Source organism: Streptomyces sp. NPDC005262 (genome assembly GCF_042872425.1).
Taxonomy (GTDB): Bacteria; Actinomycetota; Actinomycetes; order Streptomycetales; family Streptomycetaceae; genus Streptomyces.
On sequence record NZ_JBIAKK010000020.1, the window covers coordinates 133,451 to 160,309 of the forward strand.

General features: G+C 69.8%; 23 protein-coding genes and 3 pseudogenes. 12 read left to right on the forward strand and 14 right to left on the reverse strand.

Going from position 1 to position 26,859, the window contains the following annotated elements; translation table 11 throughout:
- Positions 1-58 precede the first annotated feature (58 nt).
- The 4 genes from ACFYP5_RS34235 (at position 59) to ACFYP5_RS34250 (ending at position 2,886) form a co-directional block, all read left to right on the forward strand.
- Complete coding sequence (locus tag ACFYP5_RS34235; protein ID WP_389043050.1) at positions 59-649, forward strand: hypothetical protein; 591 nt, start codon at positions 59-61, stop codon at positions 647-649.
- Positions 650-678: 29 nt separating this feature from the next.
- The gene (locus tag ACFYP5_RS34240; RefSeq protein WP_389043051.1) at positions 679-1,404 is read left to right on the forward strand and encodes a YcnI family protein; all 726 of its coding nucleotides are present in this window, start codon (positions 679-681) and stop codon (positions 1,402-1,404) included.
- 223 nt (positions 1,405-1,627) lie between these two features.
- Entirely contained in the window at positions 1,628-2,176 is a 549-nt protein-coding gene (locus tag ACFYP5_RS34245; RefSeq protein ID WP_389043052.1) for a CchlQ, read from the forward strand.
- A gap of 89 nt (positions 2,177-2,265) precedes the next feature.
- Positions 2,266-2,886 carry a TetR/AcrR family transcriptional regulator gene (locus ACFYP5_RS34250; RefSeq protein ID WP_389043054.1) on the forward strand — a complete coding sequence of 207 codons (621 nt, stop codon included), beginning with the start codon at positions 2,266-2,268 and terminating at the stop codon, positions 2,884-2,886.
- A 59-nt stretch (positions 2,887-2,945) separates the two neighbouring features.
- Here ACFYP5_RS34250 and ACFYP5_RS34255 read toward each other — a convergent pair whose 3' ends face one another.
- Positions 2,946-4,217, reverse strand: coding sequence for a YbfB/YjiJ family MFS transporter (locus tag ACFYP5_RS34255; RefSeq protein WP_389043056.1), 1,272 nt, complete (start codon positions 4,215-4,217; stop codon positions 2,946-2,948).
- A 105-nt stretch (positions 4,218-4,322) separates the two neighbouring features.
- A complete protein-coding gene (locus tag ACFYP5_RS34260; protein WP_389043057.1) occupies positions 4,323-4,625 on the reverse strand; it encodes a muconolactone Delta-isomerase family protein in 303 nt (100 codons plus the stop codon).
- Positions 4,626-4,773: 148 nt separating this feature from the next.
- Between ACFYP5_RS34260 and ACFYP5_RS34265 the strand changes: the two genes are divergently transcribed.
- The 3 genes from ACFYP5_RS34265 to ACFYP5_RS34275 all read left to right on the forward strand — a co-directional run bounded on the left by ACFYP5_RS34265 (position 4,774) and on the right by ACFYP5_RS34275 (position 7,322).
- A complete protein-coding gene (locus tag ACFYP5_RS34265; protein WP_389043059.1) occupies positions 4,774-5,697 on the forward strand; it encodes a LysR family transcriptional regulator in 924 nt (307 codons plus the stop codon).
- A 220-nt stretch (positions 5,698-5,917) separates the two neighbouring features.
- Positions 5,918-6,631 (forward strand): SDR family NAD(P)-dependent oxidoreductase, encoded by a 714-nt coding sequence (locus tag ACFYP5_RS34270; RefSeq protein ID WP_389043060.1) that lies wholly within the window; start codon positions 5,918-5,920, stop codon positions 6,629-6,631.
- Positions 6,632-6,950: 319 nt separating this feature from the next.
- Positions 6,951-7,322: a YybH family protein gene (locus ACFYP5_RS34275; protein ID WP_389043062.1), complete on the forward strand. Its 372-nt coding sequence runs from the start codon at positions 6,951-6,953 to the stop codon at positions 7,320-7,322.
- A gap of 174 nt (positions 7,323-7,496) precedes the next feature.
- Here the strand turns inward: ACFYP5_RS34275 and ACFYP5_RS34280 are convergent, their stop codons facing one another.
- Entirely contained in the window at positions 7,497-8,444 is a 948-nt protein-coding gene (locus tag ACFYP5_RS34280; RefSeq protein ID WP_389043063.1) for an NAD(P)H-binding protein, read from the reverse strand.
- 206 nt (positions 8,445-8,650) lie between these two features.
- Here ACFYP5_RS34280 and ACFYP5_RS34285 point away from each other — a divergent pair, with 206 nt between their 5' ends.
- A complete protein-coding gene (locus ACFYP5_RS34285; protein WP_389043065.1) occupies positions 8,651-9,874 on the forward strand; it encodes an MFS transporter in 1,224 nt (407 codons plus the stop codon).
- 462 nt (positions 9,875-10,336) lie between these two features.
- Here ACFYP5_RS34285 and ACFYP5_RS34290 read toward each other — a convergent pair whose 3' ends face one another.
- Together ACFYP5_RS34290 and ACFYP5_RS34295 are read right to left on the reverse strand one after the other, a co-directional pair.
- Entirely contained in the window at positions 10,337-10,789 is a 453-nt protein-coding gene (locus ACFYP5_RS34290) for a transglycosylase SLT domain-containing protein (RefSeq protein WP_389043089.1), read from the reverse strand.
- 422 nt (positions 10,790-11,211) lie between these two features.
- On the reverse strand, positions 11,212-11,913 hold the full coding sequence (locus ACFYP5_RS34295) for a response regulator (RefSeq protein WP_389043066.1): 702 nt from the start codon (positions 11,911-11,913) through the stop codon (positions 11,212-11,214).
- A 341-nt stretch (positions 11,914-12,254) separates the two neighbouring features.
- Between ACFYP5_RS34295 and ACFYP5_RS34300 the strand changes: the two genes are divergently transcribed.
- Positions 12,255-13,322 (forward strand): zinc-dependent alcohol dehydrogenase family protein, encoded by a 1,068-nt coding sequence (locus ACFYP5_RS34300; protein WP_389043068.1) that lies wholly within the window; start codon positions 12,255-12,257, stop codon positions 13,320-13,322.
- A 49-nt stretch (positions 13,323-13,371) separates the two neighbouring features.
- Here the strand turns inward: ACFYP5_RS34300 and ACFYP5_RS34305 are convergent, their stop codons facing one another.
- Complete coding sequence (locus ACFYP5_RS34305) at positions 13,372-14,247, reverse strand: universal stress protein (protein WP_389043091.1); 876 nt, start codon at positions 14,245-14,247, stop codon at positions 13,372-13,374.
- Positions 14,248-14,650: 403 nt separating this feature from the next.
- On the opposite strand from ACFYP5_RS34305, the gene ACFYP5_RS34310 reads away from it, so the two are divergent.
- Positions 14,651-15,109: a Crp/Fnr family transcriptional regulator gene (locus ACFYP5_RS34310; protein WP_389043070.1), complete on the forward strand. Its 459-nt coding sequence runs from the start codon at positions 14,651-14,653 to the stop codon at positions 15,107-15,109.
- Positions 15,110-15,242: 133 nt separating this feature from the next.
- Here the strand turns inward: ACFYP5_RS34310 and ACFYP5_RS34315 are convergent, their stop codons facing one another.
- From ACFYP5_RS34315 to ACFYP5_RS34335, 5 genes and pseudogenes are all read right to left on the reverse strand, one after another.
- Complete coding sequence (locus ACFYP5_RS34315) at positions 15,243-16,103, reverse strand: universal stress protein (RefSeq protein WP_389043072.1); 861 nt, start codon at positions 16,101-16,103, stop codon at positions 15,243-15,245.
- On the reverse strand, positions 16,100-16,588 hold the full coding sequence (locus tag ACFYP5_RS34320) for a universal stress protein (RefSeq protein WP_389043073.1): 489 nt from the start codon (positions 16,586-16,588) through the stop codon (positions 16,100-16,102). Before ACFYP5_RS34320 ends, ACFYP5_RS34315 begins: the two co-directional genes overlap by 4 nt.
- Before the next feature lie 39 nt (positions 16,589-16,627).
- Positions 16,628-16,702, reverse strand: a pseudogene (locus tag ACFYP5_RS34325) (hypothetical protein); the annotation flags it as partial.
- Between the two features lie 197 nt (positions 16,703-16,899).
- Positions 16,900-17,007: pseudogene (locus tag ACFYP5_RS34330) on the reverse strand (universal stress protein); the annotation flags it as partial.
- 134 nt (positions 17,008-17,141) lie between these two features.
- Positions 17,142-18,869 carry a GAF domain-containing protein gene (locus ACFYP5_RS34335; RefSeq protein ID WP_389043075.1) on the reverse strand — a complete coding sequence of 576 codons (1,728 nt, stop codon included), beginning with the start codon at positions 18,867-18,869 and terminating at the stop codon, positions 17,142-17,144.
- 270 nt (positions 18,870-19,139) lie between these two features.
- Between ACFYP5_RS34335 and ACFYP5_RS34340 the strand changes: the two genes are divergently transcribed.
- Positions 19,140-19,847, forward strand: coding sequence for a pyridoxamine 5'-phosphate oxidase family protein (locus ACFYP5_RS34340; RefSeq protein WP_389043076.1), 708 nt, complete (start codon positions 19,140-19,142; stop codon positions 19,845-19,847).
- A 63-nt stretch (positions 19,848-19,910) separates the two neighbouring features.
- Here ACFYP5_RS34340 and ACFYP5_RS34345 read toward each other — a convergent pair whose 3' ends face one another.
- Together ACFYP5_RS34345 and ACFYP5_RS34350 are read right to left on the reverse strand one after the other, a co-directional pair.
- On the reverse strand, positions 19,911-23,645 hold the full coding sequence (locus tag ACFYP5_RS34345) for a S8 family serine peptidase (protein ID WP_389043077.1): 3,735 nt from the start codon (positions 23,643-23,645) through the stop codon (positions 19,911-19,913).
- 335 nt (positions 23,646-23,980) lie between these two features.
- On the reverse strand, positions 23,981-25,165 hold the full coding sequence (locus tag ACFYP5_RS34350; RefSeq protein WP_389043079.1) for a CaiB/BaiF CoA transferase family protein: 1,185 nt from the start codon (positions 25,163-25,165) through the stop codon (positions 23,981-23,983).
- Between the two features lie 819 nt (positions 25,166-25,984).
- Between ACFYP5_RS34350 and ACFYP5_RS34355 the strand changes: the two genes are divergently transcribed.
- Positions 25,985-26,671: an alpha/beta hydrolase gene (locus ACFYP5_RS34355; RefSeq protein WP_389043081.1), complete on the forward strand. Its 687-nt coding sequence runs from the start codon at positions 25,985-25,987 to the stop codon at positions 26,669-26,671.
- A gap of 71 nt (positions 26,672-26,742) precedes the next feature.
- Here ACFYP5_RS34355 and ACFYP5_RS34360 read toward each other — a convergent pair.
- Positions 26,743-26,859, reverse strand: a pseudogene (locus ACFYP5_RS34360) (electron transfer flavoprotein subunit alpha/FixB family protein); the annotation flags it as partial.

The following is a 26,859-nucleotide window of genomic DNA, read 5'->3' on the forward strand; positions in this document are numbered from 1 at the left end:
CGCGGCGGATGCGGCGGTCAGGGAGAACCGATCGCTCCGCGTGGGAGTATCTGGCGCCATGAGGGCGTCCCCTTCGGTACGGAGCGTGCGCGCGGTGGTCTTCGCCGTGCTGTGTGTGTGGCCGGCCGCCGGAGTCCATGCGCTGGCGACGGGGGCGGCACCACCGGTGTGGGTGCAGGCCGTCGGGTTCGTGCCCGTCTTCGTGGGCGGCTGCCTGCTGGGCGGCCGGGAGCGGTCGCTGACCGGCATCGGTGGCGCGACGCTTGCGGCCCAGGGCGGGCTGCACGTCGCATTCGACGCCGGACGTCCTCGAGCCGTGATGGGAATGCACGCCATGCAGGGCCTGCGCATGGCCCATCCGCATGCGCTGACGCCTCACGCAACCGCGGTCCATATCGCGGCGGCCGTCCTCGTGACCTGGTGGCTGCGACGCGGCGAGGCCGCGCTGTGGTCGCTGCTGCGCCGGGCGGTCGCGTGGGTACCTGGACTGGTGGTCCGGTGGCACGTACGCAGAGGGCTGTGTGTCGCACCGGTCGCAGTGGGTTTCGTACACGGGATCGCGGGTGAGCTGCGGCCGACGCGGCAGGTACTGCTGCGGCATGCGGTCCACCGTCGAGGACCACCCACCGGGAGTCCGTACGCGCCCTGAATCCATCGACCCCAGTAAGGAGTTCCAGCATGTCCTCGACACACACCGCTGTGCGCCGGGCAGGCGCCGTTGCCGCCCTCGCCGCCGCCGGCGTCCTGACCGCCGCGGGCGTCGCCTTCGCGCACGTCACCGTCCACCCCGACAGCTACGCCAAGGGCGCCACGGACGGCGTCCTCACCTTCCGCGTGCCCAACGAGGAGGACACTGCCGACACCACCAAGGTGCAGGTATTCCTGCCCACCGACCACCCGGTCATGGGCGTACTCGTCACCCGTCAGGACGGCTGGACCGCGAAGGTGACGACCACCAGGCTCAAGACCCCCGTCAAGACCGACGACGGCACCATTACCGACGCCGTCTCCCAGATCACCTGGTCCGGCGGACGGATCCGATCCGGTGAGTACCAGGACTTCGATGTCGCCTTCGGTCAGTTGCCGGACGACACCGATCAGTTGGGCTTCAAGACGCTGCAGACCTACTCCGACGGCAAGGTCGTCCGTTGGATCGAGGAGCCGCGCAAGGGCGCGGAGGAGCCGGAGAGCCCGGTACCCGTTCTCAAGCTCACCGCCGGCACCGCGGGTGACGAGAACGCACCCATGACCGCCTCGTCCTCGGAAGCGAAGGCCGCAGACGAGGCACCGAACAGTGACTCGACCGCGCGAGGCCTCGGCATCGCCGGGCTTGTCGCGGGCGTCATGGGGCTTGTCGCAGCCGGAGTGGCCATCGCTCGTGGCCGCAGCGCCCGCTCCTCCTAGCCCTCGCGCGCAAGCACGGTCCCGTCGGCGTCCCGTTCCGCCGACGGGACCGTGCTGCCACTCGTCCACACCGACACCGAACGCGGGGCGGCTCTGAGGAGCTGTGCGCTCGGCCCCCCCGAGCACGCGACCGGGGCGGCCGGAACGGCCGACCCCGTGGCCAACTGCGCGCCCGCGGCGTGGTGCTACCGTGCGTCCGAGCCGGCGGACAGGGGGAGTGCGCGTGGAGTGGGGGACGTTGGTTGCGACGCTGGGCGGCGCCGTGATCGCGATATCCGGAACCGTTCTGGCCGACCGTCTGCGCACGCGGCAGGAGGCCGACCGCGGCCTCGGCGCGCGGCGCCGCGAGGCGTACATCGACTTCATCGCTGCCGCGGGCGCCGCGCATACGCAACTGCGCCGGCTCGCGCAGGCCCCTGATGCCGCCACTGACCTGGAGTCGGCCAGCCGCGCCGCCTTGACCGACGCCAGGCTCTACGAGGTACGGGAGAGGCTGTTCATCGACGCCAGCGCGACGGTCGCCGGCGCCGGCCAGGCGATGTTCGAGCAGCTTCGTGCACTGCGCAGCGCCGTCGCCGCGGGTGCGCCCGTCTCCTCACCCGCCTTCCACGATGCCTACCACCCCTACATCGCGAGCGTGTGGGCGTACCGAGTGGCAGTACGCGACGAACTGGAAGGGCAGTCTCTGGTACCGGCCGTCTTCGGCTGGCACGCCTGGGACGGCAAGGAGCGATGCCCCGTGTGCAACAGAGACCTGGCGGGCACGGTCTGACCTGCGTCCCCTCGTGCGGCACCTGGCGGCCACTCTTTACTAGGCGACCGGTCTAGTAAGTAACGGTCGACCGGTCGTACACTCGCGGCATGGGACGCACCAGTGACGCCAAAGAGAAGATCCTCAGTGCCGCGCAGTCGCTTATCGAGTTGCGCGGGTACTCGGCGCTGGGCGTGGCCGAGATCTGCAAGGCGGCCGGTGTCCCGAAGGGCAGCTTCTACTACTTCTTCGACTCCAAGGAGGCCCTGGCCCTGGCCGTCATCGACGAGCACTGGGCCGGACAGAAGCGGGACTGGACGGGCATCCTGAGCAGCGACGCGGAACCTCTGGACCGGCTTCGGCAACTGTTCGAGGTGACGGAGGCGGGGCAGCGCGCCGGCCAGCAGAGCTGTGGCACCGTCTCGGGCTGCCTGTTCGGGAATCTCACCCTGGAGATGAGCAACCAGACCGAGGCCATCCGCACCCGACTGCAGGAGATCTTCGACGCACAGGTCGAGATGGTCGACTCGGTCATAACCGAGGCTCTGGAACGCGACGAGGTCACTGTGACCGACACCCGGGAAGCCGCGCGGTCCGTCGTCGCGCAGCTCGAGGGCCAGGTGCTGTTCGCCAAGCTGTACAACAACACCCACCGGCTCAGCCCCCTGTGGGCGAACTGCCTGGCTCTGCTCGGTGCTCGCGCACCGCAGGAGGCACTGGCCGGCAGCTGACACCCCCCCGCCCGGTGCGGCCGGCAGCACCAGGGGCTGAAGGGGGGCGACAGGGGGCGTCAAGGGCGATCGGTGCGGACCGGCGTGGCCTCCGCCGGTGCGGACGGCCATCCGGGGCCGGTGCTTCGCACAACGGCGATGTGGTGCGGGAAGCCGATCCGCAGGACGGCGGAGGCACCGGCGGCGGTGAGGACCACCAGGGCGGCCAGGATGAGGGCCTGGTGGTAGCCGTGGTGAAGCAGTGGGGTGACGACCAGCGGGCCGAGGATCTGGCCGGCGGAGTAGCCGGCTGTCAGCAGGGCGACCGACCGGGGGAACCGCAGGTGGGTTCCTGCAGCCAGGGCGATGGTGCTGACGCCGAGGAACGTCGCGCCGAACAGCAGCGCTGAGATCAAGGCGGCCGTCACGCCGCCGGTGAGCGCGGGGAGGGCGATGCCGACCGCCTGGATGACGAGGGCGGCGCCCAACAGGTCGGGGCGGGACCAGCGTCGACCCAGCCGTGCCCACAGCGCCGAGGACGGTACGGCAGCCAGACCGACGAGCACCCAGGCCCCGCTGCCCGCCCAGCCCGGGGAGCTCTGCTCGATCGCCGCGACCAGGAACGTGCCGGCGACGATGTAACCGATGCCCTCCAGGGTGTACGCGGCGAACAGGGCGGCGAACCAGCGGTGCGTGCGCGGACCCGTCCGGCGCGCGGTTCCCGTCGTGGGGCCGACGTCGGACGCGGGTGCGGCCTCGGGGCGCAGATTCCACGAAACAGCGGCGAAGACGGCGGCGAGTGCGGCCGAGGCCCACCATGCGGCCTGCCAGTCGGCGACGGAGCGCAGGACGAGAACGAGCAGGCCGGACAGAGCGATGCCTGCGCCGACGCCACCGAATGCCCAGCCGGGCAGGTGAGCGGGGTGATCCCGCAGGCGGCTGAGGACTGAGCTGACGGCGACGACGAAGATCAGGGCGCTGGCCAGGCCGGCCAGCAGTCGCAACACGATCCACACGGTGTCGCTGTGGGTGGACGGCATTGCGGCGAGGCTGCCGGTCAGGACGATCAGTGAACCGCGCAGGATCGCGGGTGAGCGGACCAGTGCGGGCAGCGCGATGCCCAGCAGCGCTCCGCCCAGGTACCCGATGTAGTTGGCGGTGGCCAGATTCGCGCCTGCGGCGGAGGACAGCCCTGCCTGGGAGTGCATCAGAGGAAGGATCGGGGTGTAGACGAAGCGGCCGACCCCCATGCCCGCGGCGAGCGCTGCGGCGGCCTGCGCGACGTGGGTCCAAGGCGAGGTGACCGGGCCGCTGGATCGGGCGGCGAAGCGGCGCTGGGTTCGCAAGTTCATGACGAAGTCCTCGTGGGGCCGTGCGGGTATGCGGGGCGGGGCAGGCGCGGCTCATCGCCGCGGCCGCGTGACGGCGGCGGCGAATGCCGGAGGGGAGCCCGCCGGTCACGGCGTGGCGTCGGCCCGGCCCGGGTCGTTGGGGTGGGACTCAAGTGGGGTGACGTCGAGCGACATCCATGAGCGCAGCGGCAGCGTGCCGAGCACCTTCTCGTGGAGTTCGTCCTCGTCGGCGGCACGCCAGATGCCGAGGCTGCGCAGCTCGCCGACCGGGCGCCACAGCCGGGCCAGGTGGCCGGTGGCGGCCAGTTCCCTGGCGCGGACGGCTTCGGCGGCGCGACGCCGGTCGACCTCGTCCTGGGTGGTGCCCTCGGGGATGGTGGTGGTGATCTCGACCAGGAACTCGCGCATGGTTCTGCTCCGTTCGGTCGGCGTCGGTTCGCGCCGGTGCGCCACTGGTGTGGACGGTTTCCATCCGGCATCGTGTACCTGCCACGAGGGTCGGCGCCACGACCGGCATCCTCGGTGCTTGTAGGCGCAGGCTCCCACCGGACGTAGCATGGCGGGCGTGGAGTTGCGTCAACTGCGGTACTTCGTCGCGGTCGCCGAGGAACTGAACTTCGGCCGGGCCGCCGAGCGGCTCCTGATCGCCGGGCCCTCGCTGTCCCAGCAGATCAAAGTGCTCGAACGTGACCTCGGCGTGAGCCTGTTCGACCGTGACCGCCGCTCGGTGTCCCTCACCCCGGCCGGGGCGGCCCTGCTCCCGCACACCCGCGCCCTGCTGGAACGGGCTGACGACCTCCAGCGCCGCGCCGGCCGGCTCTCCGGAGCGGAGCGGGTCCGGCTCGGTTACGTCAACTGGCTCCCGGCAGACCTGGTCGCCCGCACTCCCGCGGTGGCCCAACTCCACATCGATGCGTGGATCGCGCCCTCCCATACCCAGGCGGCCCGGGTCGCCGACGGCAGCCTGGACCTCGCGGTGTGCTGGGTGCGGACCGAAGACCTGGAGCAGTACGGCCTCCACGCGCGGCTCATCGGTGCCGACCGGCTCTACGCCGTCGCCACCGGCGATGACAGCAGCGACGTTCTCCCCCGGAACACCGACGTCCTCCTCGACGACGACACCACCTCCTGGTCGTCCTGGAACCTCTACGCCGAACAACTGGCCCGCGACACCGGGGCCCGTGCCGTACACATCTCCGACGGCGGCATCACCGGCTCCGCCTTCTTCGACCACGTCCGCCGCAGTGGCCGCCCGGTCATCAACTCGCCCAAGGGGCAGTCCGCCCAGCTGCCGCCCGACCTGGTCCAGCGTCCGGTCCGCGGGCCAGAGGTGTACTGGCCATGGTTCCTGGTCTGGCGCGGCAGTGAGGCCCGCCCAGCGGTACGTGCCGTCGTCGACGCGCTCTGCGACGGCGTCGGCGACCTGGGAATCGACGCTCCAGGCGCCTGGCGGCCCGATCGCGACGCACGGAAGCAGTAGGGCAGCCTCGCTGCCTCGGCGAACCGACGTCGGCTCCGGCCCGACCCCAGGCCCGGGCCCACCCGCTCTGGGAGGCTGCGCCTACCAGCAATGAGGAAGTCGGTCCTGGATCGGCTCTGATGTTCGTTGACTCTTTCTCGACCGGTCGTCTACCTTTCTCGATAGGCGACCGGTCGGCTAGTCATCGGTCGAAACACATCCCGTTTCGGAGAAGATCATCATGAGTGCTCAGAGCCAGAAGGTCGCGGTCATCACCGGCGCGTCGCAGGGCATCGGTGCCGGCCTCGTCGAGGCCTACCGCAAGCTCGGCTACGGCGTCGTCGCCACCTCGCGGACCGTCGCCGAGTCGCAGGACACGGACGTCGTCACCGTCCAGGGCGACATCGCCGACCCCGCCACTGCCGAACGCGTCATCGCCGCCGCCATCGAGCGGTTCGGCCGGGTCGACACCCTGGTCAACAACGCGGGCATCTTCCTCGCCAAGCCCTTCCACGAGTACACCCAGGACGACTACGCCACGGCGACCGGCGTGAACCTGCTGGGGTTCTTCCGCATCACGCAGCTGGCCATCGAGCACATGCTCGCCCAGGGCGGCGGACACATCGTCAACATCACGACCAGCCTGGTCGACCACGCCGACTCCAACGTTCCCTCGGTACTCGCCTCGCTGACCAAGGGTGGCCTGCAGTCCGCCACCAAGTCCCTCGCCATCGAGTACGCCAAGCGCGGCATCCGCACCAACGCCGTCTCTCCGGGCATCATCAAGACCCCCATGCACGCCGAGGAGACCCACGAGGCGCTTGCCGGACTGCATCCGGTCGGCCGGATGGGCGAGCTGAGCGACATCGTCGACGCGGTGATCTACCTGGAGAACGCCCCGTTCGTCACCGGCGAGATCCTCCACGTCGACGGCGGCCAGAGCGCCGGCCGCTGACCCGAACGGGCGTCTGCCGTCTCCCGCGTGTCCCGCGGGGCAGGGCCCGTCGTGCGGCGGGCTCAGTCGGGCGGGGCGCGTCGAGGGCCGTGCTCGGACAACCCATGTGAGGGCCGAAACCGAGGTCCTCGTGGTGCGGCCCTGGAGGGGGCGGCCGTTCGGCCGCCCCGCGCCTTCATCGGCGTTGCCACACACGCGGCATCGTTGCGGGCAGTCCCGTCATCGCTGTTCCCGAGCCCGGCGCCGACCTGGAAACCGGCGTCGAGACCCGCCCGGACAGGAAACCGTGAGTCCCGTTCCACCTGACAGGAGAACCTTGATGAACAGCACGACAGACAGCGAAGCGATTCTGCGAGGTGTCCTCGACCAGTGGAAAGCAGCCGTCGACGGGCACGAACCGCAACGGGTCGCCTCCCACTTCACCGAGGACGCGATCTTCCAGGGCCTGCGCCCCTACAGCATCGGCCGGCAGGGCGTCGCCGACTACTACGACTCCCAGCCCCTCGGGATGACGGCCGCGTATCGGATCCTCGAAACCAGGCAGCCCGCCGACGGCCTCGTGCTCGGCTACCTGAGCGTCGACTTCTCGTTCACCGACCGGCCCACGGTGAGCGTCCATCTCGGCGTGCTGGTGAAGCGCGTCGAGGACCGCTGGTACATCAGCCACTACCAGGTATCGCGCCTCGCCTAAGGGCTGTCCCGCAATCCCTGGCGGGCGCACGACGACAGTTACGGCACCTCGCTGCGTTGTCGGAACGCCCGAATGCGTCCAGTACGAGGACGCCCCTCCGCCTTGCGAACCACCGCATCCGACGACGCGCGCTGATCCACCAGGGATTACGGGACAGCCCTTGGTTGCGGCCGGTCAGCGTGCGCGCGTGGCGTCGGTGAAGGCCGCGGAACGGCTCCGTACGAAGTCGCGGAAGCTCAGCGGGGGGTGTCCGGTGATCAGCTCCACGTCGTCGCTGGACCGGTCGTACCTGTTCGCGGCGTGGAGGCGCGCCATCGTGGAGAGGTGCTCGCGAACGTGCTCAGGCAGGCCCAGAGGGGTGAGCCCGGTGCGCACCCATTCCTCGTAGGGGACGTCGACGTAGGTGATGTCTCTGCCCAGTGCGTCGGTGAGTTCTTCCGCGATGGCTGTCATGTCGCGGGAACGCTCTCCGGTCAGGCCGTAGGTGCGGCCCACGTGTGCGTCCGGCGAGGCGAGGACGGTGGCCGCCACCTCGGCCACGTCCTGGATCGCGACCGGGGAGGTACGGCCCGATCCGAAGGGAAGCCGGATGGTGTCGTCCTTCGCGACGTCGCCAGCCATGGCCATCAGGAAGATCGGGTTCTCCATGAACACCGTGGGCCTGATGTGGGTCACCGGGAGGCCCGACCAGTTGAGGGTCTGTTCGGCGAGCCAGTGCTGACGCTGTTGCCTGGACTCGCTGGTGCTGGCCAGTGTCATCTGGGAGACCGTCAGCTGGGACATGTTGACGAAGACCTCGAGCTGCCCGTGGTCCAGGGCGGCCGCTGCCGTGGTCACCGTCGCCTCCAGATAGTGGGAGGAGACGCTCAGTCCGAAGTACACCCGGCGACAGCCGTCGAGCGCCCGGACGACGTCGACCGCGCGTGTCAGATCGCCCACGGCGACGTCCGCCCCAAGGTCGCGGAGCGCGGCGGCTCGCTCGTCGTCCCGGTGCACGAATGCGCGAACCGGGAGACCGTCGCCGCGTAGGCGTTCCACCACCCGTCGGCCGACGTCGCCGGCGGCGCCCGTCACGAGGGTCATGGCGGTTTCGGGTGAAGGGATCGAGGGTCGGCGCACCATGGGCGTGATCCTGCCGGTTCGCAGCGCCCGGCTGTGGGAAGCCCTGCCGGGCGAACCGGGATGGAGCAGCGGTGCAACGGGTCGCGGCGGATCCTCCGCCGACGGGGGAGACGACATGAGTGCCCCGCACTCACGTTCCTGCGGGGCAGCGGGCCACCTCGTGCCGGTCGCCGTTGCAGTGCGGGGCCGCTCGTAGGGTGACGTGCGTGATCGTTCGTGACGGCGCAGGGGATGCAGGCGGTGGCCGGCGGCCGGGCTATCCGGCTGCGGCAGTGGTGTTCGCCATCGGGATGGCCGGGACCACGCTGCCGACTCCGCTGTACGGGCTCTACCAGGAACAGATCGGGTTCTCCGAGCTGTTGGTGACCGTGATCTTCGCCGTGTACGCCGTTGCGGTCATCACCGTGCTTCTGGTGGCGGGAAACTACTCCGACGAGGTCGGGCGCCGACCCGTGCTGCTGTGCGCCATGGCTCTGTCCGCCGCGAGTGCCGGATGCTTCCTCCTGCAGAGCGGCCTGCCACTGCTCTTCGCGGGGCGACTGCTGTCCGGCTGTGCCGCCGGCCTGCTGAGCGGCGCGGCAACCGCCGCCGTCATCGAGTTGGCGGGTCCCGGACAGAAGGCGCGTGCCGGATTCGCCGCCACTGCGGCGAACATGGGTGGTCTGGGCTGCGGACCACTGCTCTCCGGTCTCCTCGCGCAGTACACGTCCTGGCCGCTGACGCTGCCGTTCTGGGTCCACCTGGGGCTGGTGGCCGTGGCCACGGGGATCACCTGGTTCATGCCGGAGACCGTGGCGGAGCCGAAGAGATGGCCGCCTCTGACGCCGCAGGGAGTCACGGTGCCTCCCGAAGTGAAGGGTGTGTTCCCGTCCGCCTCGCTGGCGGCGTTCGCCGGCTTCGCGCTTCTCGGGTTGTTCACGGCGGTCGCGCCGAGCTTTGACGCGCGGACGCTGGGTGTGCACAACCTGGCTGTCTCCGGCGCCGTGGTGTTCTCCGTGTTTCTCGCTTCGACCGTCGGGCAGTCCTTGACCCAACGGATCGGCGCGCGCCTCGCGCTCCCCGTGGGGTGCGGCATTCTCGTCGGGGGCCTGCTGCTGGTGGCGTCGTCACTGATCGCCGAATCCCTGCTGCTGCTCGTCCTGGGCGCCCTGTGCGGCGGCACCGGTCAGGGACTGGCCTTTCGCGCGGCACTCACCCTGGTCAGCGGAGCCGCCCCGGCACAGCATCGTGGTGGCACCATTTCGGCGTTCTTCGTCGTCGCCTACACCGGGATCTCGGTGCCGGTCGTCGGGGTCGGTGCCATGGCCACATGGCTGGGGCTGCGCCAAGCCGGACTGATCTTCACAGGCTGCGTGATGCTGCTGGCGGCGGGCGCGGGAGCGTACGCCGCACGCAGGCCGCCGGCGGGGGGCGTCGTCGGTCGCCGGTAAAGGCGGCGAGTGCTGCCGTCGAGGAGAGGCTGGAATACCTCGTGGCCCAGGACTGAACCACCCTACCCGGCTGGGCAGTTCGCTCGCGGCGTCGTTCAGCGGGGGTCTTCGGGCGTTGTCCGTGCCGTGACGACGGTCGCGCTGGGCGTCGACCGGTGGGTGTGCGTCGACACTTCGATGCCGAGTGGACGCTGCTTCCCTTGCCGGGGCGCGGGACCGTGTGAACCGGCCGGCCTCGGAGTCATCCGTGTCGTACGTCGTGCCGGCCGGTGCCGCTTCGACCGCAGCCACGGTGCGGGGGTACGCCGGGGGGTCGGGGCGTGCCGTGGGTGGCTGCGGGAACGGCTGTCGTCGGCTGGCCGGTCGCGGGGGCGCGGCCTGCGGTTCTGTGCCCGGTGGGTCTTGTTCGGGCGCTGGTCGCCCGGGATTTGCTGGGCGACCGGGGTGCTTCGTCGGGCCGGATCAGTAGGCCGAGTTGACGTTGTCGATCGAGCCGTAGCGGTGTGCGGCGTAGTTGGCGGAGGCCGTGATGTTGGCGACCGGGTCGTAGATGTTCGTCGAGGTGCCGGCGACGTGGTAGGTGTTGAAGGTGGGGTCGATGACCTGCATCAGGCCCTTGGAGGGGATGCCCTTCACGGCGTTGGAGTCCCAGTTGTTGATGGCGTTGGGGTTGCCGGAGGACTCGCGCATCAGGTTCTTGCGGATGCCCTCGTAGGTGCCCGGGATGCCCTTCTTGTGCATGACCTCGAGTGCCTGGTTGATCCAGGTGTCGACGTTGCCGCCGGACTGGGTGGGGGTGGCGGCCGAGGCGGCCGGGGCGCTGACGACGGTGCCGGCCATGACGGCGGCGCCGGCTGCGACCATGCCCAGCGAGATCTTCTTGGTCTTGGTCATGCGGGCGAACTTCTTGGGCATCGCGGTGATCTGCACGTGGTAATTCCTGTTCTGTCGGGGGGTGATGCAAAGAATTGTTAATCAGGAGTGAATCCCGGGTCAATGCCCACCTCTTACTACTGCAATTAGTACCGGCGCTGAAAATGGTTGAAGAAGTGGCTTCGCGGCCGGGGAGCGGGACCTCGATGGTCGACTATTCGGCTTCGGAGTGATGCCGGTCATATGGCTCACCCCACACGGCAAATGCCTCAAATCGGCACAAGGGTGACCCACGTCATGTGGCCCGCGTCATATTGGAAATGATTTAGTCGCTCACCGTAATGCTGGATAAGCATTCCGTATCGGCAGGGGGGCGGATTATTTGCGAACCGGCACGGAATACCGGCCTTCGGTCGTATGCACGCAACGGCGAGTTCGCCCGCGCCTCTGCCCCGCTCTGTTCCTCAGTGGTTCCCGTCGGCGTAGGGGGGGTGAGGACGGGCCTCGGTGGCGATGACCGCCGCCTGGATGCGCCGTTCCACACCCAGCTTGGCGAGCAGTCGCGAAATGTGGTTCTTCACGGTCTTCTCCGAGAGGAAGAGCTGCTTGCCGATCTGGCGGTTCGTCATCCCCTCGCCGATCAGGTCCAGGATCTCGCGCTCGCGCGGGGACAGCCCCGAAATGGCGTCGTCCGCAGCACAGGCAGAGGTGTCGTCGTGCCGGAGCGTCCTCATCAGACGTGTGGTGGTGGCGGGATCCAGCATGGACTGGCCCGATGCGACGGCCCGGACCGCGGAGACGAGGTCCGATCCCTTGATCTGCTTCAGTACGTATCCGGCGGCGCCGGCCATGATCGCGTCCAGCAGTGCGTCGTCGTCGTCGAACGAGGTGAGCATCAGACAGGCGAGGCCGGGCATGCGGGATCGCAGTTCTCGGCAGACGGTGATGCCGTCGCCGTCCGGCAGGCGTACATCCAGGACTGCTACGTCCGGTCGTAGTGCGGGCCCGCGGGCGAGCGCATGGTCGGCGGTGCCGGCTTCACCGACGACCACGATGTCCGGCTCGGTGTCGAGCAGATCACGCAGGCCCCGGCGTACGACTTCGTGATCGTCGAGCAGGAACACCTTGATGGGAGCTGATTCCGAGAACTGGGGTGCGTCATCCATGATTGCCCCTTGCCCGCTCGTGCGTTCCGGCCTTTGCCTTGCCCACATCTTCCTGGTGGTGCCAGGGCCGGACGGCTCATGGCCGTGTGCCGTGGAGCCTGCGTCCTCCCCGACGGGACGGCCGGGTTCCCATTCAACATCGACCATGGTCCGCACCGCGTGCGCCGAACCGGAGCTCCGTCCTGCGGGGCGCAATTCCACTCTCGCTCTCCGGCCGACTTCTCCGATTGGGCCGGTGCACCCGTTCTGGGTACCGACCGGCCCATGCACATCGGTGGCACTCGGCACACGATGGCAGTGGAAGGGCGCTACGGAGCAACGCGCACCAGGGAGCGATCGCGATGAAGGCATTCGTTTTCCACGGGCCGGGCAAGAGTTCCTGGGACGAGGTACCGGACCCGGACATCGAGGACGCGTCGGACGCCATCGTCCGAGTCGGCACGACAACGATCTGCGGCACCGATCTGCACATCCTCAAGGGCGACCTGCCCGAGGTGACACCGGGCCGGGTGCTCGGTCACGAGGCCGTCGGGGAAGTCGTGGAGGTGGGCGACGACGTGCGGACGGTCCGTCCCGGGGACCGGGTACTGGTGTCCTGCATCTCCTCGTGCGGCCGTTGCCGCTTCTGCCGCGAGCGGCGCTACGGGCAGTGCCGGGGCGGTGGCGGATGGGTACTCGGACACCTGATCGACGGCACACAGGCCGAGTATGTGCGCATCCCGTACACCGACCTGTCGGTGCACCCGCTCCCCGCCGCGGTGGACGACAAGGACGGCGTACTGCTCTCCGACATCCTGCCCACCGCCTATGAGGTGGGGGTGCTCAACGGCGGCGTCCGCCCGGGCGACACCGTGGTCATCGTCGGCGCCGGCCCGATCGGGCTGGCCGCCGTCGTCACCGCACGGCTGTACTCCCCGGGGCGGATCATCGTCGTGGACCTGGCGCAGTCCCGGCTGGAGGCAGCACGTGCGCTCGGGGCGGACGCCGTGGTGAACGCGGGAGAAGATCCTCAGCAACTCGTCGAGGACCTCACCGAAGGCCTCGGCGCCGATGTGGCCATCGAAGCGGTCGGCGTACCGGAAAGCTTCGAACTGTGCACGAGGGTGGTCCGCCCAGGTGGTCGTGTGGCGAACGCCGGGGTGCACGGCAAACCCGCAGAACTCCACCTGGAGGATCTGTGGATCAAGAATGTGACGATCACGACGGGGCTCGTGGACACATACTCCACGCCCGTCCTGCTGCGCATGCTGACCGCGGGCCGTCTGTCCACGGGCTCACTGGTGACGCACCACTTCGACCTCGCCCAGATGGAGGAGGCGTACGAAGTGTTCGCTGCTGCAGCCGAGACCGGCGCACTCAAGGTGGTGCTGGGCGGCGTGCAGCACGACGTCGTCGATGTGCCCGGATAACGGCGCGGAGGGCGTCCTCGATCGCGATCGAGGACGCCCTGCTGCTTCGTCACTGAGGCTGCGGCACCACTGCGACCGGACAGTGCGCATGGTGGAGTGCCGCGTGCGCCGTACGGCCGATCTGCAGGCCCACGCGCCCGTGCCGGCGCGGTGCCCCCACGACGAGGAGGTCGGCGGCGGCCGAGCGGTGTACGAGCACCTGATGGGCCGGCCCTTCCACCGTGGAGCGGCGTACGGCGACGTCGGGATGTCTGCGGAGGAACGGTCCGAGGGCCTGATCGAGCTCCGTTTCCGCGCGCATCTCGCGGGGGATGCCGGGGGCGCTCGTGTCGCGCAGGAGACCGGTTCCCTCGTACCCCGGGCGACGCCAGGAGCGCACGGCGTCGATCTCGCACTTCCGGACGGCGGCCTCTCCGAACGCGAACGCGACGGCAGCGATTCCCCGGGCCGGGTCGGCCGCACCGAGAAGGATGCGCCCGTGCGCGCCGACTGTTCCTGCGGCATCGCCGCGCACCACGACGACGGGGCAGTGGGCGCGGGCCGCCACGGCCAGACTGACCGAGCCCAGCAGGAGCTCCTTGAGCTGGCCGCGGCCCCTTGAACCCGTGACCAGCATCGTGGCCCTGTGTCCCTCGTCCAGCAGCGCGGTGACCGTGTCCTGCGCCAGCACCTCGGCGGTGACCGTCACCTCGGGGTTACGGACTGCGGCGCGTGCGGCCGCATCGGTCACGATGCTGTCCGCCAGCACTTGCTCGGAGGGGCGTTCGAGGCTCTGTTGCAGGCTTGCCGCCTCGTAACGTTCCCATCGGGAGACGTACACGATTCGCAGCGGGAGCCCGTGTCGGGCCGCCTCGTCCGCAGCCCAGTCGACTGCCCGGAGACTGGAGTCCGATCCGTCCACGCCCACGACCACGGGCAGCTCCATCGTCCCCATCGCCTTTCTTCCCGCGGCAAGAACCCCGTGCCGCCACCGTGACATCCGCACGGGATCGGCGGGAGGGACGATCGGTCCCCAATGGGGGACGTTCGGCCCAAGGCGAGCGGCAGCTGCCGGGGGCGGTGGACACAGCGCCGGTGGACACGGCGGCCCCGCTCGGCTGCGAGCCGGGCCGCCCACGGGCCCGCCGGGGAGAGCACGGGACAGCCCTTGGGGCCGGTCGGCCCCCGGTCACCGCCGGACAGCCCCTGCGGACCACCGGAAGACCGGTGGAAACTGGTACCAGGTCCGTCGGAGCAGGCGTCGAGACGGCACGGGACCGCACAGGGGCCCATGCGCTTGTCGTCACCTCACCGACGAAGAATGCCGCCCATGCGGAGGAGACCCGATCATGACCTCTCCGACCATGCGGTCGCTCGGCCCTGAGCACCGCGACCGGCTCATGCGCTTCGCCACGGAAGTGTCGTTCCCCGAAGGGACCCGCATCTTCGAGGAAGGACAGAGCGCCGACCACTTCTGGATCGTGCGGACCGGCACGGTCACTCTCGACTTCTGCGTGCCGGGACGCCCTCCGGCGGTCATCGAGTCCCTCGGCCATGGTGAACTCATCGGCTGGTCCTGGCTGTTCAGACCCTATGTGTGGCAGCTGGGAGCAGAGGCGATGACACTGGTACGTGCGTACGAGCTGGACGCGGCTCAGGTACGCCAGGCGTGCCAGGCGGATCCTGAGCTGGCCACTGCCGTGGCTCTGTGGGTCGCCCAGGTGGTGGCCCACCGGTTGCAGTCCGCCAGGGCCCGGCTGCTCGACCTTTACGCTCCGCACGGAAGCGGGCTGACCGACGGCACCTGAGCCGCCGCCCAGGGCCAGGGGACTGCCCACCCGGGGCTGAAGCACGCTGAAGATCGCGCGCCACAGCCGATGGCCTCACCGGCGCGGACGGGGCGCGATCGCGGCCGGAGCGCCCTGCACGCTTGCGGCCGGATCACGGTGCGGGAACGGTGATGACGGGGCAGTGCGCCCGGTGCAGCAGACCATGAACCACCGAGCCGAGCCGCATGCCGGTGTATCCGCCCTGCCCCCGTCGGCCGACCACGACAGCCAGGGCGCCCTCGGAGGCGCGGGCGAGCTCCTCCACGGGGTGCCCCCGCGCCACCTCGTGCGTGACGTGCACGTCCGGATAGTCGGCGGACGGCCCGGCGACCGCTTCGGACAGCAGCTCGAGCCGCTCCGGCTCCGCCGAAGCCGATTCCCTGAAGGGGACCATGGACGGCTGCCGGACCAGCAGGGCACGGAGCTCGGCGCCACGCAGGGCGGCCTCCTCGAAGGCGAAAGCCACAGCTGCGTCCGAGGCCGGGCTGCCGTCGACTCCGACGACCACGTGGGGCGGCTGCTGGGTGATGTGCTCGAGCTCTCGCACCACGACGACCGGGCAGGGCGCCTGCGCGCTGACCGGCACGGTCACCGAACCGGCGCTCAGGAATTCCGCGAGGCGGCCCAGCCCGCGCGTGCCCAGCACGATCATGCGGGCCTGCCCGCTGTGCCGGCAGAGCAAAGGGGCGGGCATCCCGTCCAGCAGCTCGGTGACCACCTCGAGGTCCCCGTGCCGTTCGTGGACACGGGCTGCCGCCTGCGCCAGCGAGTCGCCTCCGTGGGCGTGCAGGGCCAGATGCTGTGCGGTGCTGTCCACGTGGTGGCCGTGGTGCGTCGGAGGGACGGCCAGCAGGAGCCGCACGGTCAGCCCTCTGCGGTGGGCCTCGTCGGCCGCCCAGACGAGCGGCAAGTGGAACGGTCTGTTCAGGTCGACACCGACGAGCACCTCGGTGTGATCCGGATTGCTGGTCATGACTTCTCCTGTTCCGGTTCTGCGGCCCCGCCGGCACGCGGGACGAGCAGGACCGGGCAGTGGGCATGGTGGAGCACGGCATGGGTGATCCGTGCCGGCGACGGTCCGATCAGGCGGGGACCCCGCCCGCCGGCCATGACCAGCAGGTCGGCGTCGCGTGATGCCTCGACCAGCACACCGGCCGTCGAGTTGCCCTTCTCCACATCCGTCGTCACGGTCAGGCCCGGGAACTCCTCCCGGATCCGGTCGGCGACCGCCGAGATCTCACTGGAGCGCCGGTGGTCGACGTCATCCATCAGAGGAGCGACCAGGCCCACGTACTCGAGTACGTTCCAGACGCTCAGCATGCGCAGGGCGGCCTTACGCGGTTCGGCGGCCCGTGCCGCATGGCGGACACAGTCCAGGTCTGCCGCGCCGCCCAGGGCCGCCAGGACGACACCCGTCTGCGCGCGTTGCCCGTCGTCGCGGACCACGACGACGGGCACCGCGCTTTCCGCTGCGACCTGCAGTCCGACCGAGCCGAGCAGCAATGCGGAGAAACCGCCCAGTCCACGGCTGCCGACAACGACGGTGCCGTCCGTTCCGGCCGCCGTGCGCAGGGCGGCCGCCGGCTTGCTCCGGCTGAGTTCGGTCGTGACCTCGACACCGGGACAGTGCCGGGCGACTTCGGCTGCCCCCCCTCCAGCAGCTCCCGTCCGGCCTTCCCGATCCGGTCCAGCGTCTCGACGGACATGTGAGCGGCCCGGTTCTCGGTGTCCGTGCCGTGGACGATGCGCAGCGGGCTCTCTCTCCGCGCCGCTTCAGCGGCCGCCCACAGGAGTGCGGAACCGGCAGCGGCCGAACCGTCGGTGCCGACCACGACCACCCCGTGTCGCGGAGGGCCGGAAGCGTTGCTCGTCATCATTCCTCCTTGCCACGTCGGGGCATCTTTCACGTTGCCACCACGGCCTTGCGCCGGACGAGGGCCGCAGGGGCCCGGGTGAGGGCCGAAGGTCCCCTGACCGCTGTCCGGCGCGCAGGCCGCACCAGGTGCGCCGCTCAGTCGTCCGTCTCTCCGCCGGACAGATGCACCCGCCACACGATCCTGGTGCCTCCCCCGGGCGGGGTGTCCTGACGGAACACGCCTCCCAGTGCGACGGCTCGCTCCTGCATGTTGTGCAGTCCACTTCGTGCAGCTCCTGGCGGGACGCCCACGCCGTCGTCGGTGACGGTCAGTGTCACCTTGCCTGCGGCTGCCTCGACGTGCACGTCGACGTTGCGCGCGGCCGCATGGCGGGCGGTGTTGCTCAGCGCCTCCCCCAGGACCGCGATGAGGGGACCGGACACCGCCGGTGGCACCTCGGCGTCGATGGAACCGTCCACCCGCAGAGTGGGTCTGAAACCCAGCAGGGGCGCCGCGGTCTCGATGGCCGCGGTCACCTGCCTCGTCACCGCGTGGGCCCGCCAGCCGTCTTCGTGGGTCCGCAGACCGAAGATGGTCGACCTGATGACCTTGATGGTGTCGTCGAGATCGTTCACGGCCCGTTCCAGGCGCTCGGCGGACTCCGGGTGCTGCACGAATTTGAGTGCACTCTGCAACGTCATACCGGTCGCGAACAGTCGCTGGATGGCGAGGTCGTGCAGATCCCGGGCGATCCGGTCCCGGTCCTCGAGCAGGGCGATCTGCTCGGCGTCGCTGCGTCGATCGGCGACTTCCATGGCCAGGCCCGCCTGCACGGCGTAGCCCGCCAGTGGCGAGATCTCAGGGGGCCGGAACTCCGGTCGGCCGGAGCTGCGGGCCAGCAGCAGGACTCCGCGCACGCTTCCGCGCTGTCCGATGGGCACCGCCACCGCCGACCCCAGCCCTCCGTACCGTGACGCGTCCTGCCCCAGCCGCGGATCATGCTCCAGATCACTGCTGACCACCGGCTCCGCCGACTCGAAGGCCGCTCCGACGAAGCTCTCCCCGGGCCCCGGAACTGCGCACCGCAGCGGGCTGTCGGCGTCGACGGTGAGAGCATTGCGCAGCCGTCCTCCGTCACCCGAGGGAACGGCTATCACTCCGAAATCCGCCGAGACGATCTTTCTGGCGCTTTCGATGATCACCTTCATGACCTCGGCGCCGGACGCTCCCGACAGCAGGATGCTGGTCACCTCGGCGCTCGCCGCGTTCCACTGCTCGCGTCGCCGGGCCTCCTCGTACAGCCGGGCGTTCTCGATCGCCACTCCAGCCGCGACCGCGAGGGTGGACAGCACCGCCTCGTCCTCGGCGTCGAACTCCCTCGCGCTGCGCTTCTCGGTGAGGTAGAGGTTGCCGAAGACCTCTTCGCGGACGCGGATCGGCACCCCCAGGAACGAGTGCATCGGTGGGTGGTGGGCCGGGAAGCCGTAGGAGGACGGATGATCGGCGAGTTCCGCCAGCCGGAGCGGCGCCGGATGGCGGATCAGCTCTCCGAGAATGCCGTGCCCGCTGGGGAGGGATCCGATCCGCTCCCGCTGCTCGGCGTCGACACCGACCGTGAGGAACTCCGAGAGCCGGTCCTCTTTGTTGATCACTCCCAGCGCGCCGTACCTGGCGTCCACCAGCTCGACGGCGGCCTCCACGATTCCGCGCAGTACCTGGGCGAGGTCCAGTTCCTTCCCGACCGAGAGCACCGCCTCGAGCAGACTGTGCAGGTTGTCCCGCGTTCCGCGTACGGCGCTGATGCGGACCTCCAGCTCGCGGAGAAGCTCGTCCAGAGGGAACAGCGCGAGGCCCTCGGCACCCGCGGCATGCTCTTCGCTCACCGCGACACCATCCCCTCCGGTCCGGTTGGCGTCTACCTCTCACGATAGGTCTCCGGAGGCGATCGGGCCCGCGCCACCGTTGCTGGCCGCGGGGCCCACGGATCACCGTGCCCGTCCCGTGGCCGGACCGGGGGATGGGCTGAGCGGGGTGTGGACCCGGCCGGTCGGCCCGTGCGGTCTGCGTCGATCCGGCACAGGATTGATGCTGAGGCGGAACGCGCGAAGGCGCAGGACAGCGATTGCACCCACCAGCAGAGGGATGTGCGCAGCATGTCGGAGGAAGAACCCCGGAACCCCTCGCGCGAGAAACACGCGAAGGCACCGGGTGACGTGGGCAGGCGCGTGGCGGCACGTCGCGAAGAGCTGGGGCTCAGCAGGCAGGAGGTGGCCGAGAGATCCGGTTCGGCCACCCCCTACATCCAGTACGTCGAGGAACAACAGGCGATGCCCAGCATGAGCTTCATGTTGCGGCTGGCCAATGCTCTGGATACGACCGTCTCCGAGCTCACCGGCAGCAGCATGGATCTTCCGCCCGGTACCGGCCATGCGGGTTATCACTCGCGACTGATCGAGCTGAGCGCTGATGAGTGCCGCGAACTGCTGTCCACGCACGGGGTGGGGCGGATCTCGGTCTCCACGGCGGAGGGGCCGGCAGTTGTCCCGGTCAACTACGTGGTCGTCGGTAGCCTCCTGGCCTTCCGGACCGCGGCCGGTGCCACGCCTGCCGCGGCGGCGGGTCACGTGGTCGCCTTCGAGGTCGACCACATCGACGTCGCGCTGAGTCAGGGGTGGAGCGTTCTGGCCACCGGCACTGCGTCGACGGTGACCGACCCGAACGTCGTACATAAGCTGAACGAGGCGGCCTACACGGACCCATGGCCGGACGGACGCCGTGGCCTGTGGCTGACCATCGCCCCCACTCGGCTCACCGGCCGCCGAATCCACGTACGCCAGGGCCCCACCCCGCCTCCCGGATGATCCTCGGCGCATGCGGGAGGGGTGGGAGCCGCGCCGCCGTCCGCGCAGCTCCCACCCGGCCTGCTACTTCCGCACCCCCACCGCGCGGATGATCTCCTGCTTGACCGAGCCGCCCCGGTCGTCGGCGGCCGAGGCCCGCACGGAGATGTACTGCGCGTCGCCCGGTACCCGCACCGAGCCGGCCCAGGCGGCGGACTTGCCGCGTACGCCGTCGAGTTCGACGGACGTCCACGTCGCACCGTCGTCGAAGGAGACCTCCAGCGTGGAGCCGGTGATCCTTCCGGTGTCCGGCGCGCCCTTGACGTACTCGGAGAAGATCCCGAGATCCAGCCGCTTTTCGGCCCGCACATCACCGTGCAGGTCGGTGTCGACGTCGAACCCGAGGTTGAGTAGAGGCAGATACGTCCACCGGCCGGCCGGCGTGGCGGACGACCTGAATGTCCACTCGGAGTGGCCCTTCGTGGACAGCCGCCAGACGTCCGGGTCCAGGGTGGTGTCGGTGACCACCTTGAAGTCCTGCTCGGTCGGCTTGACGTTGCGGGCGTACGCCCCCGAGCTGGTCTTGCGGTCGACCCGCACCCCGTCCACGTACACCTCGGTGAACTGGGTCATCGAGCTCTCGTTCCACACATCGCCGAAGCCGGTGTGGTCCGGTCCCGAGTCACCCCAACCCGGCGTGTTGAACTGCAGGTTGTTGCCCGCGCGCTCCTGGCCCCAGCCGAGGCCGGTGCCCAGCCACGGGTGCCAGACCGGCTTGAACCAGTCGGTTTCCGAGCGGGTGCCGCCGCGGTAGTGCACGATGCCGCTTCGCTGCTCGATGGCGCCCGGGCCGTTGGACATGGACTCGTGCCACGCCTGGTCGGGGCCGGCGCTGATGTAGTCGGTGCGCTCCGCGGGGAACTTGATCTTCTCCTGGAAGCCCATGCCGATGGGGAAAGTGTCGGTGATCGAGTATCGGAACTCGCCGCCGTCGGCGACCTTCGTCGCGTGGAACTTGTCGTCGACGACGGCCAGTTCGCTCCTGGCCGGTCGGTACGTCAGGTCCGTGGGGACCGCCCCGGGGTATCCCTCGGTGAGGTCGTACACATACGGCGTGAACTGGGCTGCGGTCAGTTCCACGTCCCGGTCGAGTCGAGCGGTCTCGATCAGCCGCGCTCCGTCCGCGACGTTCACCGATGCGATGTACAGCGGACGCGTCGCCCCGTCGGCCCCGCTGAACACGGCGGACAGCCGACCGGGAGCCTCATCGGTGACGAACAGGGCCTTGGCACCCGCGTCCTGTGCGTTCTGAGCAAGCTCGGCGGGGGTGATCGCGTCGGTGCGGCGCACGACGACCGCCTTGCCCTTCACGTTCTTGCCGGCATAGGCGGCGGGGCTTCCGGTGCCCGCGTCCACGAGGGACATCCGCTTGCGCCCGGTGAACAGGTCCGATCCGGGCTGGACGACCGTCTCGCCGAGCCGCTTGCCGCCCGCCTCGACATCGAGGAGCGGCTTGCCGAGCCGCCAGACGGTCCGGTATTCGAAGGTGCCCGTGGCGGGCTTTTGGGTCGGCGCGGCGAAGATGCTGTCGTACTTCAACGGGACCTGCACGGCGCCCGTGTACGACGCGCCGTTCGCCGCCCGGTTGAACTTCATCTGCAGCTGACGGGTCTGCGTCCGCTGGTCCACCTCGGCCCGGATCTCCCGCAACTTACGCCCGTCGAGGGTGACTTCGCGATCACGGTCCAAGGTGACCTCCGGCTCGGTGAGGAGTCCGAGACCGAGTGAGTCCTTGCCCTTGCTGCCGCGCACGTCGAGGAAACTGGACAGGGTGTACGTGCCGGGCTGCAGGCGCAACTGCAGCGTGCCGGAGTCGTTGACCGCGGCAGGGAAGGGATCTGCGCCCTGGGCCAGCTTCTGCACGGCCAGGTTGGCGGCGGTGGCCGCGCCGTCGCGGTCCTTGACGTGGACGGTCAGGGTGTAGCGCTCCTCCTCCTTGGTCAGGCCGAAGGCCGTGTGCGCGACGACCGAGTCACCGTCCCTGGCGACGATCCGGCCGGACGTGGCGCCGACGGGTGCCGCGGAGCCGTCACCGGTGACCGTGGTCTGCGCGGTGCCGTGCGCGGGCACGGTGAGGGTGGAGTCGGCGAGGGTGACCACGCCGGCCGGAGCACCTGCCGCGGCCAGCGCCAGGGTGACCGGCCGGTCGGAGGCGTTGGTGTACGTCAGCGTCTTCGTGACCGGCTTGTTCGCCTCGTACGGCCAGCTGGTGAAGCCGAGGTCCGCGCTGCCGGTCGCGGTGATCTGCGCGGCGACGGCGGACGGGACGTCGACGCGGCCCGCACCCACCTCGTACGACGTGCCACTGATCTGCTTGGACGTGCTCATCAGCCCGTCCTTGAGCTGCTGTCCGCTCCAGTCGGGGTGCTTCTGGGCGAGCAGCGCCGCCACGCCCGCGACGTGCGGGGTCGCCATCGACGTGCCGCTCATCGAGGTGTACGGGCCGCTGCCGGAGACGAGCTGCGAGCGGGCCGCGAGGATGTTCACGCCCGGCGCGGACAGGTCGGGCTTGAGCGCGTTGTCACCGAGGCGCGGGCCCTGGCTGGAGAAGTAGGCGCGCTTGTCGGCGGAGTCGACCGCGCCGATCGTGAGTGCGGAGTCGGCGGCGCCGGGGGAGCCGATGGTGCCGGGGGAGCCGGCGTTGCCCGCAGCGATCACGAACAGGGCGCCCGTGTCCTTCGAGAGGGTGTTCACCGCCTGGGCCATCGGGTCGGTGCCGTCGCTGCCCTCCGACGATCCGAGGCTCATCGAGACGATCCTGGCGTGGATGTCCTTGGCTGCCCACTCCATGCCGGCGATGATCTGCGACTCGGTGCCGGACCCCTGGTCGCTGAGGACCTTGCCGACGGCGAGCGTCGCGTCGGGCGCGACCCCCTTCTCCTTGCCGTCGGACGCGGCACCGCTGCCACCGACGGTGGAGGAGACATGTGTGCCGTGCCCGTTTCGGTCGGCGACCTCCTGGCCCTCGATGAAGCTCTTGGTCTCGGTCACCCGATCCTTGAGATCGGGGTGGGTCAGGTCCACGCCCGTGTCGAGGACGGCGACCTTGACGCCCTTGCCGGTCAGCCCCGCCTCCCAGGCGGCGGGGGTACCGATCTGCGCGTTGCTGGACTCCATCGCGGCGTCGACCCGGGCGTCCAGCCAGATCTTCTCGACGCCGCCCGCCAGCCGCACTCGGCCCGAAGTCGCGCTGCGGGCCCGGGAGGTGACGTCGGGTGCGACCGTGCGCCAGAACTCCCCGGAGGTGGACGCCTCCAGGGCCGCACCGCCCACACTCGGCAGACCACGGACCTGGCGGGCTCCGTGAGGCGTGGCGCTCCGGGCGTTCTTCGTGTACGTCACGATGAGCGGCAGTCCGTCGGAGGCCGGGTCACCGAGCCCCTGCTCGATCAGAGCGGTGACGTCGAAGAGTTCGGCGTCCAGGACCCCCGCCTGGAGGTAGGGCCGGGCCTCGTCGGGTATGACGGTGATCCGGCCGCCGGATATCTCGCTGCGAACCGCTCCGGTCGCGCCCTCGGGACGCTCCACGGCGACCGACTTCCGGCCTGCGCCGAGGTCGGTCACGGTCACCTGGTCACCGGTGATCAGGGTGACGGTGCGTGCGGTCGTGGGTGCGTGTGCGGGCGACGCGGCACGATCGGTGCCCGCTCCTGCCGTCCCCACCGCCCCTGCTGCGACGGCCTGTCCCGCCGGCAGCAGTACGAGCGACAGCCCGGCTGCCAGCAGCCGGGACCTCCGCCTCGCGGATGCTCTGGTCATGGATGTCTCTCCTCCGCGCACCCGGCGAACGGTTGGTTCCGGGTGCTGCGAAGAGTTTCCGCGGAGGCAACTCGCTTGTCGTCGTTCTGCCTTGGCGGTTACCTGCCGTGGCGGAGACTCGTCAGCGCCGGACACGGAGCACGGAATCGCCTCACGTCCAGCCGTGGTGGCGGGGCGTACCAGCCGAGCTGGATGCGGGTGGTGGCCCCGGCCTGGACCATCAGCGGCTTCGGGGCGGTTGAGCGTCCCTGTCGCGACGCTCCCGTCGACGGCGTAGGTGATCTGCTCGTAGCGGCCTTGCTGTTCGGACGTGGCGTGCAGCCTTCCCGGCGACGTCAGACCGCGCCGTCGGCGCGCAGGGCGGTGATGGCGGGGTCGTCGTAGCCGAGCCCATGCAGCACGCTGTCCGTGTGCTCGCCTACGGCGGGAACAGGGTCCATGCGGGGGTCCAGCCCCCTGAGGGTGGCGGGAGGCAGCAGAGCCTTGATCGTGCCCCCAGGCGTCGACACGTCCCGCCAGCGGTCACGGCCGGACAGGACCGGGTGATTCCAGTACTCCGCTACCGAATTGAGCCGCGCGTTGGCGACCTTCGCGTCGTCGAGGAGCTTCACCGCGGCGGCCGCGTCCAGCTCCGCGAAGCGCGCGGCGACGATCGCGTTGAGTTCGTCGCGGCGGGCCACCCGGGCCGAGTTCCGATGGAAGCGCGGGTCGGTGGAGAGGGAGACGTCGCCGAGGAAGACCTCGCAGAAGGACGCCCATTCGCGTTCGTTCTGGATGGCGAGCAGCACGGTCCTGCCGTCCGCAGCGCTGTACGGTCCGTACGGGGCGATCGTCGCGTGCTGGGCGCCGACGCGTGCGGGCTGCGTGCCCGAGTACGCCGTGTAGTACGCGGGGGAGCCCATCCACTCCGAGAGCGCCTCGAAGAGGGACACCTCCACGGAGCGGGCCCGACCCGTCGTCCGCCGTTCGTACAATGCGGTGAGGATGCCCGAGTACGCGTACATGCCCGCCGCGATGTCGGCGATCGAGATGCCCACTTTGACGGGCTCTTCGGGCGAACCGGTCAGCGACACCACACCCGTCTCGCACTGCACCAGCAGGTCATACGCCTTACGGTCCGCCCACGGGCCGGTGTTGCCGTATCCGGAGATGTCACAGACGACGATGGATGGGTAGCGCTCGCTCAACTCCGAGCTCGTCAGGCCGAGTCTGCGAGCCGCGCCCGGGGCAAGGTTCTGCACGAAGACGTCGGCCTCGGCGAGCAGCCGTTCCAGGACCTCACGGCCCGCGGGCGTCTTGATGTCGAGTGTGAGCGACTCCTTCGACCGGTTCAGCCACACGAAGTAGCTGGACTGGCCGTGCACGGACTCGTCGTAGTCCCGGGCGAAGTCGCCGGTACCCGGGCGTTCGACCTTGATGACTCTGGCCCCCAGGTCGGCGAGCTGGCGGGTGGCGAAGGGCGCGGCGACGGCCTGCTCCAGGCTGACGACAGTGATTCCTTCGAGGGGAAGCGGGCGCATGCGTGGTCCTTCGGATGGTGTACGGGGAAGGTGTCGCGCATGAGTTGTGCAGCACCGTTCCAGTAGAGGCAGACGAGCAGCCAGGGTACGTCTGCCCCGTAGTCGGCGAGGTTGGCGACGAACTCCCGCTCAGTGACCGGAAGTTCGGGGAGACCGGACGGTAGTGCGAGGGTCGCGCGGAGCACAGTGCCGTCGCCGATCGTGATCTCGACGGAGGCATCTCCGGTCAGCGGTCCGGAGGAGGTACTCGCGCGCCACCTGCGGCCGCCAGTACCGGCCCGGCGGGTCTGTCACCGAGGACGAACTCGTCGAGCGCTACGTATCGCTGGCGCCGACCGTCGTCGAGTACCGGCCGCGCGCCTGACGATGAGGTGTGATGCGTGAGCCCCCTCCGATGAGCGGTCGGGGGCGCTTTGGCCGCGCACCACCTCGGAGACGTAGTCGTCCACCTGTGCGGACAGTCGCCCCGAGCCGTGCACCCCGTCACCCGAACGGGCCGCTCGGGCTGCGGTCGCGCCAGGGGCTGGTACGGGTGCGGCGCGGCGGACTGTGCGGGCGACACCTTACGCACCTCACCGCGCTCCGAGCGCTCGGTGAGAGTCTCCCGACGGCATCGAGTGCGTCGCGTAGGGCTCTGGAGGAACAGGGACCGGAGGCCTGGGGGCAGTAGGTCACTCGACACTGGGAAGCAGTTGCGTGCAGACGCACTTTCGTTCCGGCTGTAGCCCTGCCGCGGTGTGCGGTGGCGGGTGTCAAGGGGCCCGCCTAGCGTGACCGATGGCAGCAGAGCCCTCGAGCAAGGGAAAGGGTGCGAATGGCATGGCCGACAAACCCGCCATCGTCATGGTCCACGGTTTCTGGGGTGGCGCCGCCCACTGGGGCAAGGTCATCATCGAGCTGCACAGACGAGGTTTCAACTCCCTGCACGCGGTGGAGATCCCGCTCACCTCATTGGTCGACGACGCCGCACGCACGCGGAAGATGGTCCAGCAGATCGAGGGACCTGTGGTGCTGGTGGGCCACTCGTACGGCGGAGCGGTCATCACGGAGGCCGGGGACCTGTCCAACGTGGCTGGGCTGGTCTACATCGCCGCATTCGCCCCGGACACGGGGGAGAGCTGCGGTCGGATCAGCGAGGAGACGACTCCGGCGGGGCTGGAGAACGTGGCCCCGGATTCCGACGGCTACCTCTGGATCAAGCAGGACAAGTTCCACGAGAGCTTCGGCCAGGATCTGCCGGTCGACGAGGCGCTGGTCATGGCGGTGACCCAGAAGGCACCGCTTGCATCGACGTTCAGCGACACCGTCACCGCTCCGGCCTGGCGCGCAAAGCCTTCCTGGTACCAGGTCTCCACCGCGGACAACATGATCCACCCGGACAACGAACGCCGCATGGCACAGCGTATGAACCCGCGCAAGACCGTCGAACTGTACGCAAGCCATGCTTCCTTGGCGTCCCAGCCCGGCCCGGTGACCGATCTGATCCAGGAGGCGGCCGGCGTCTGACCGCGACCGTCGGCCGAACGGAACACCTGGCCGCGGGAGCCGTGAAGCGCACCTGCGGCCAGGGCGGCCGGTCAGCCCTTGCGGGTGTTGACCTCGTCGGTGAGCTGGGGGACGACCTGGAAGAGGTCGCCGACGACGCCGTAGTCGACGAGGTCGAAGATCGGGGCCTCGGAGTCCTTGTTGATCGC

Excerpts from the sequence above, each read along its gene's own strand:
- ACFYP5_RS34280 (WP_389043063.1), bottom strand. The coding sequence starts at position 8,444 with ATGGTGCGCCGACCCTCGATCCCTTCACCCGAAACCGCCATGACCCTC.
- ACFYP5_RS34340 (WP_389043076.1), top strand. The coding sequence starts at position 19,140 with ATGTCGGAGGAAGAACCCCGGAACCCCTCGCGCGAGAAACACGCGAAG.
- ACFYP5_RS34305 (WP_389043091.1), bottom strand. The coding sequence starts at position 14,247 with ATGGAGCTGCCCGTGGTCGTGGGCGTGGACGGATCGGACTCCAGTCTC.
- ACFYP5_RS34265 (WP_389043059.1), top strand. The coding sequence starts at position 4,774 with ATGGCGGGCGTGGAGTTGCGTCAACTGCGGTACTTCGTCGCGGTCGCC.
- ACFYP5_RS34250 (WP_389043054.1), top strand. The coding sequence starts at position 2,266 with ATGGGACGCACCAGTGACGCCAAAGAGAAGATCCTCAGTGCCGCGCAG.
- ACFYP5_RS34270 (WP_389043060.1), top strand. The coding sequence starts at position 5,918 with ATGAGTGCTCAGAGCCAGAAGGTCGCGGTCATCACCGGCGCGTCGCAG.
- ACFYP5_RS34345 (WP_389043077.1), bottom strand. The coding sequence starts at position 23,645 with ATGACCAGAGCATCCGCGAGGCGGAGGTCCCGGCTGCTGGCAGCCGGG.
- ACFYP5_RS34310 (WP_389043070.1), top strand. The coding sequence starts at position 14,651 with ATGACCTCTCCGACCATGCGGTCGCTCGGCCCTGAGCACCGCGACCGG.
- ACFYP5_RS34355 (WP_389043081.1), top strand. The coding sequence starts at position 25,985 with ATGGCCGACAAACCCGCCATCGTCATGGTCCACGGTTTCTGGGGTGGC.
- ACFYP5_RS34260 (WP_389043057.1), bottom strand. The coding sequence starts at position 4,625 with ATGCGCGAGTTCCTGGTCGAGATCACCACCACCATCCCCGAGGGCACC.
- ACFYP5_RS34290 (WP_389043089.1), bottom strand. The coding sequence starts at position 10,789 with ATGCCCAAGAAGTTCGCCCGCATGACCAAGACCAAGAAGATCTCGCTG.
- ACFYP5_RS34240 (WP_389043051.1), top strand. The coding sequence starts at position 679 with ATGTCCTCGACACACACCGCTGTGCGCCGGGCAGGCGCCGTTGCCGCC.
- ACFYP5_RS34350 (WP_389043079.1), bottom strand. The coding sequence starts at position 25,165 with ATGCGCCCGCTTCCCCTCGAAGGAATCACTGTCGTCAGCCTGGAGCAG.
- ACFYP5_RS34255 (WP_389043056.1), bottom strand. The coding sequence starts at position 4,217 with ATGAACTTGCGAACCCAGCGCCGCTTCGCCGCCCGATCCAGCGGCCCG.
- ACFYP5_RS34315 (WP_389043072.1), bottom strand. The coding sequence starts at position 16,103 with ATGACCAGCAATCCGGATCACACCGAGGTGCTCGTCGGTGTCGACCTG.
- ACFYP5_RS34235 (WP_389043050.1), top strand. The coding sequence starts at position 59 with ATGAGGGCGTCCCCTTCGGTACGGAGCGTGCGCGCGGTGGTCTTCGCC.
- ACFYP5_RS34295 (WP_389043066.1), bottom strand. The coding sequence starts at position 11,913 with ATGGATGACGCACCCCAGTTCTCGGAATCAGCTCCCATCAAGGTGTTC.
- ACFYP5_RS34275 (WP_389043062.1), top strand. The coding sequence starts at position 6,951 with ATGAACAGCACGACAGACAGCGAAGCGATTCTGCGAGGTGTCCTCGAC.
- ACFYP5_RS34300 (WP_389043068.1), top strand. The coding sequence starts at position 12,255 with ATGAAGGCATTCGTTTTCCACGGGCCGGGCAAGAGTTCCTGGGACGAG.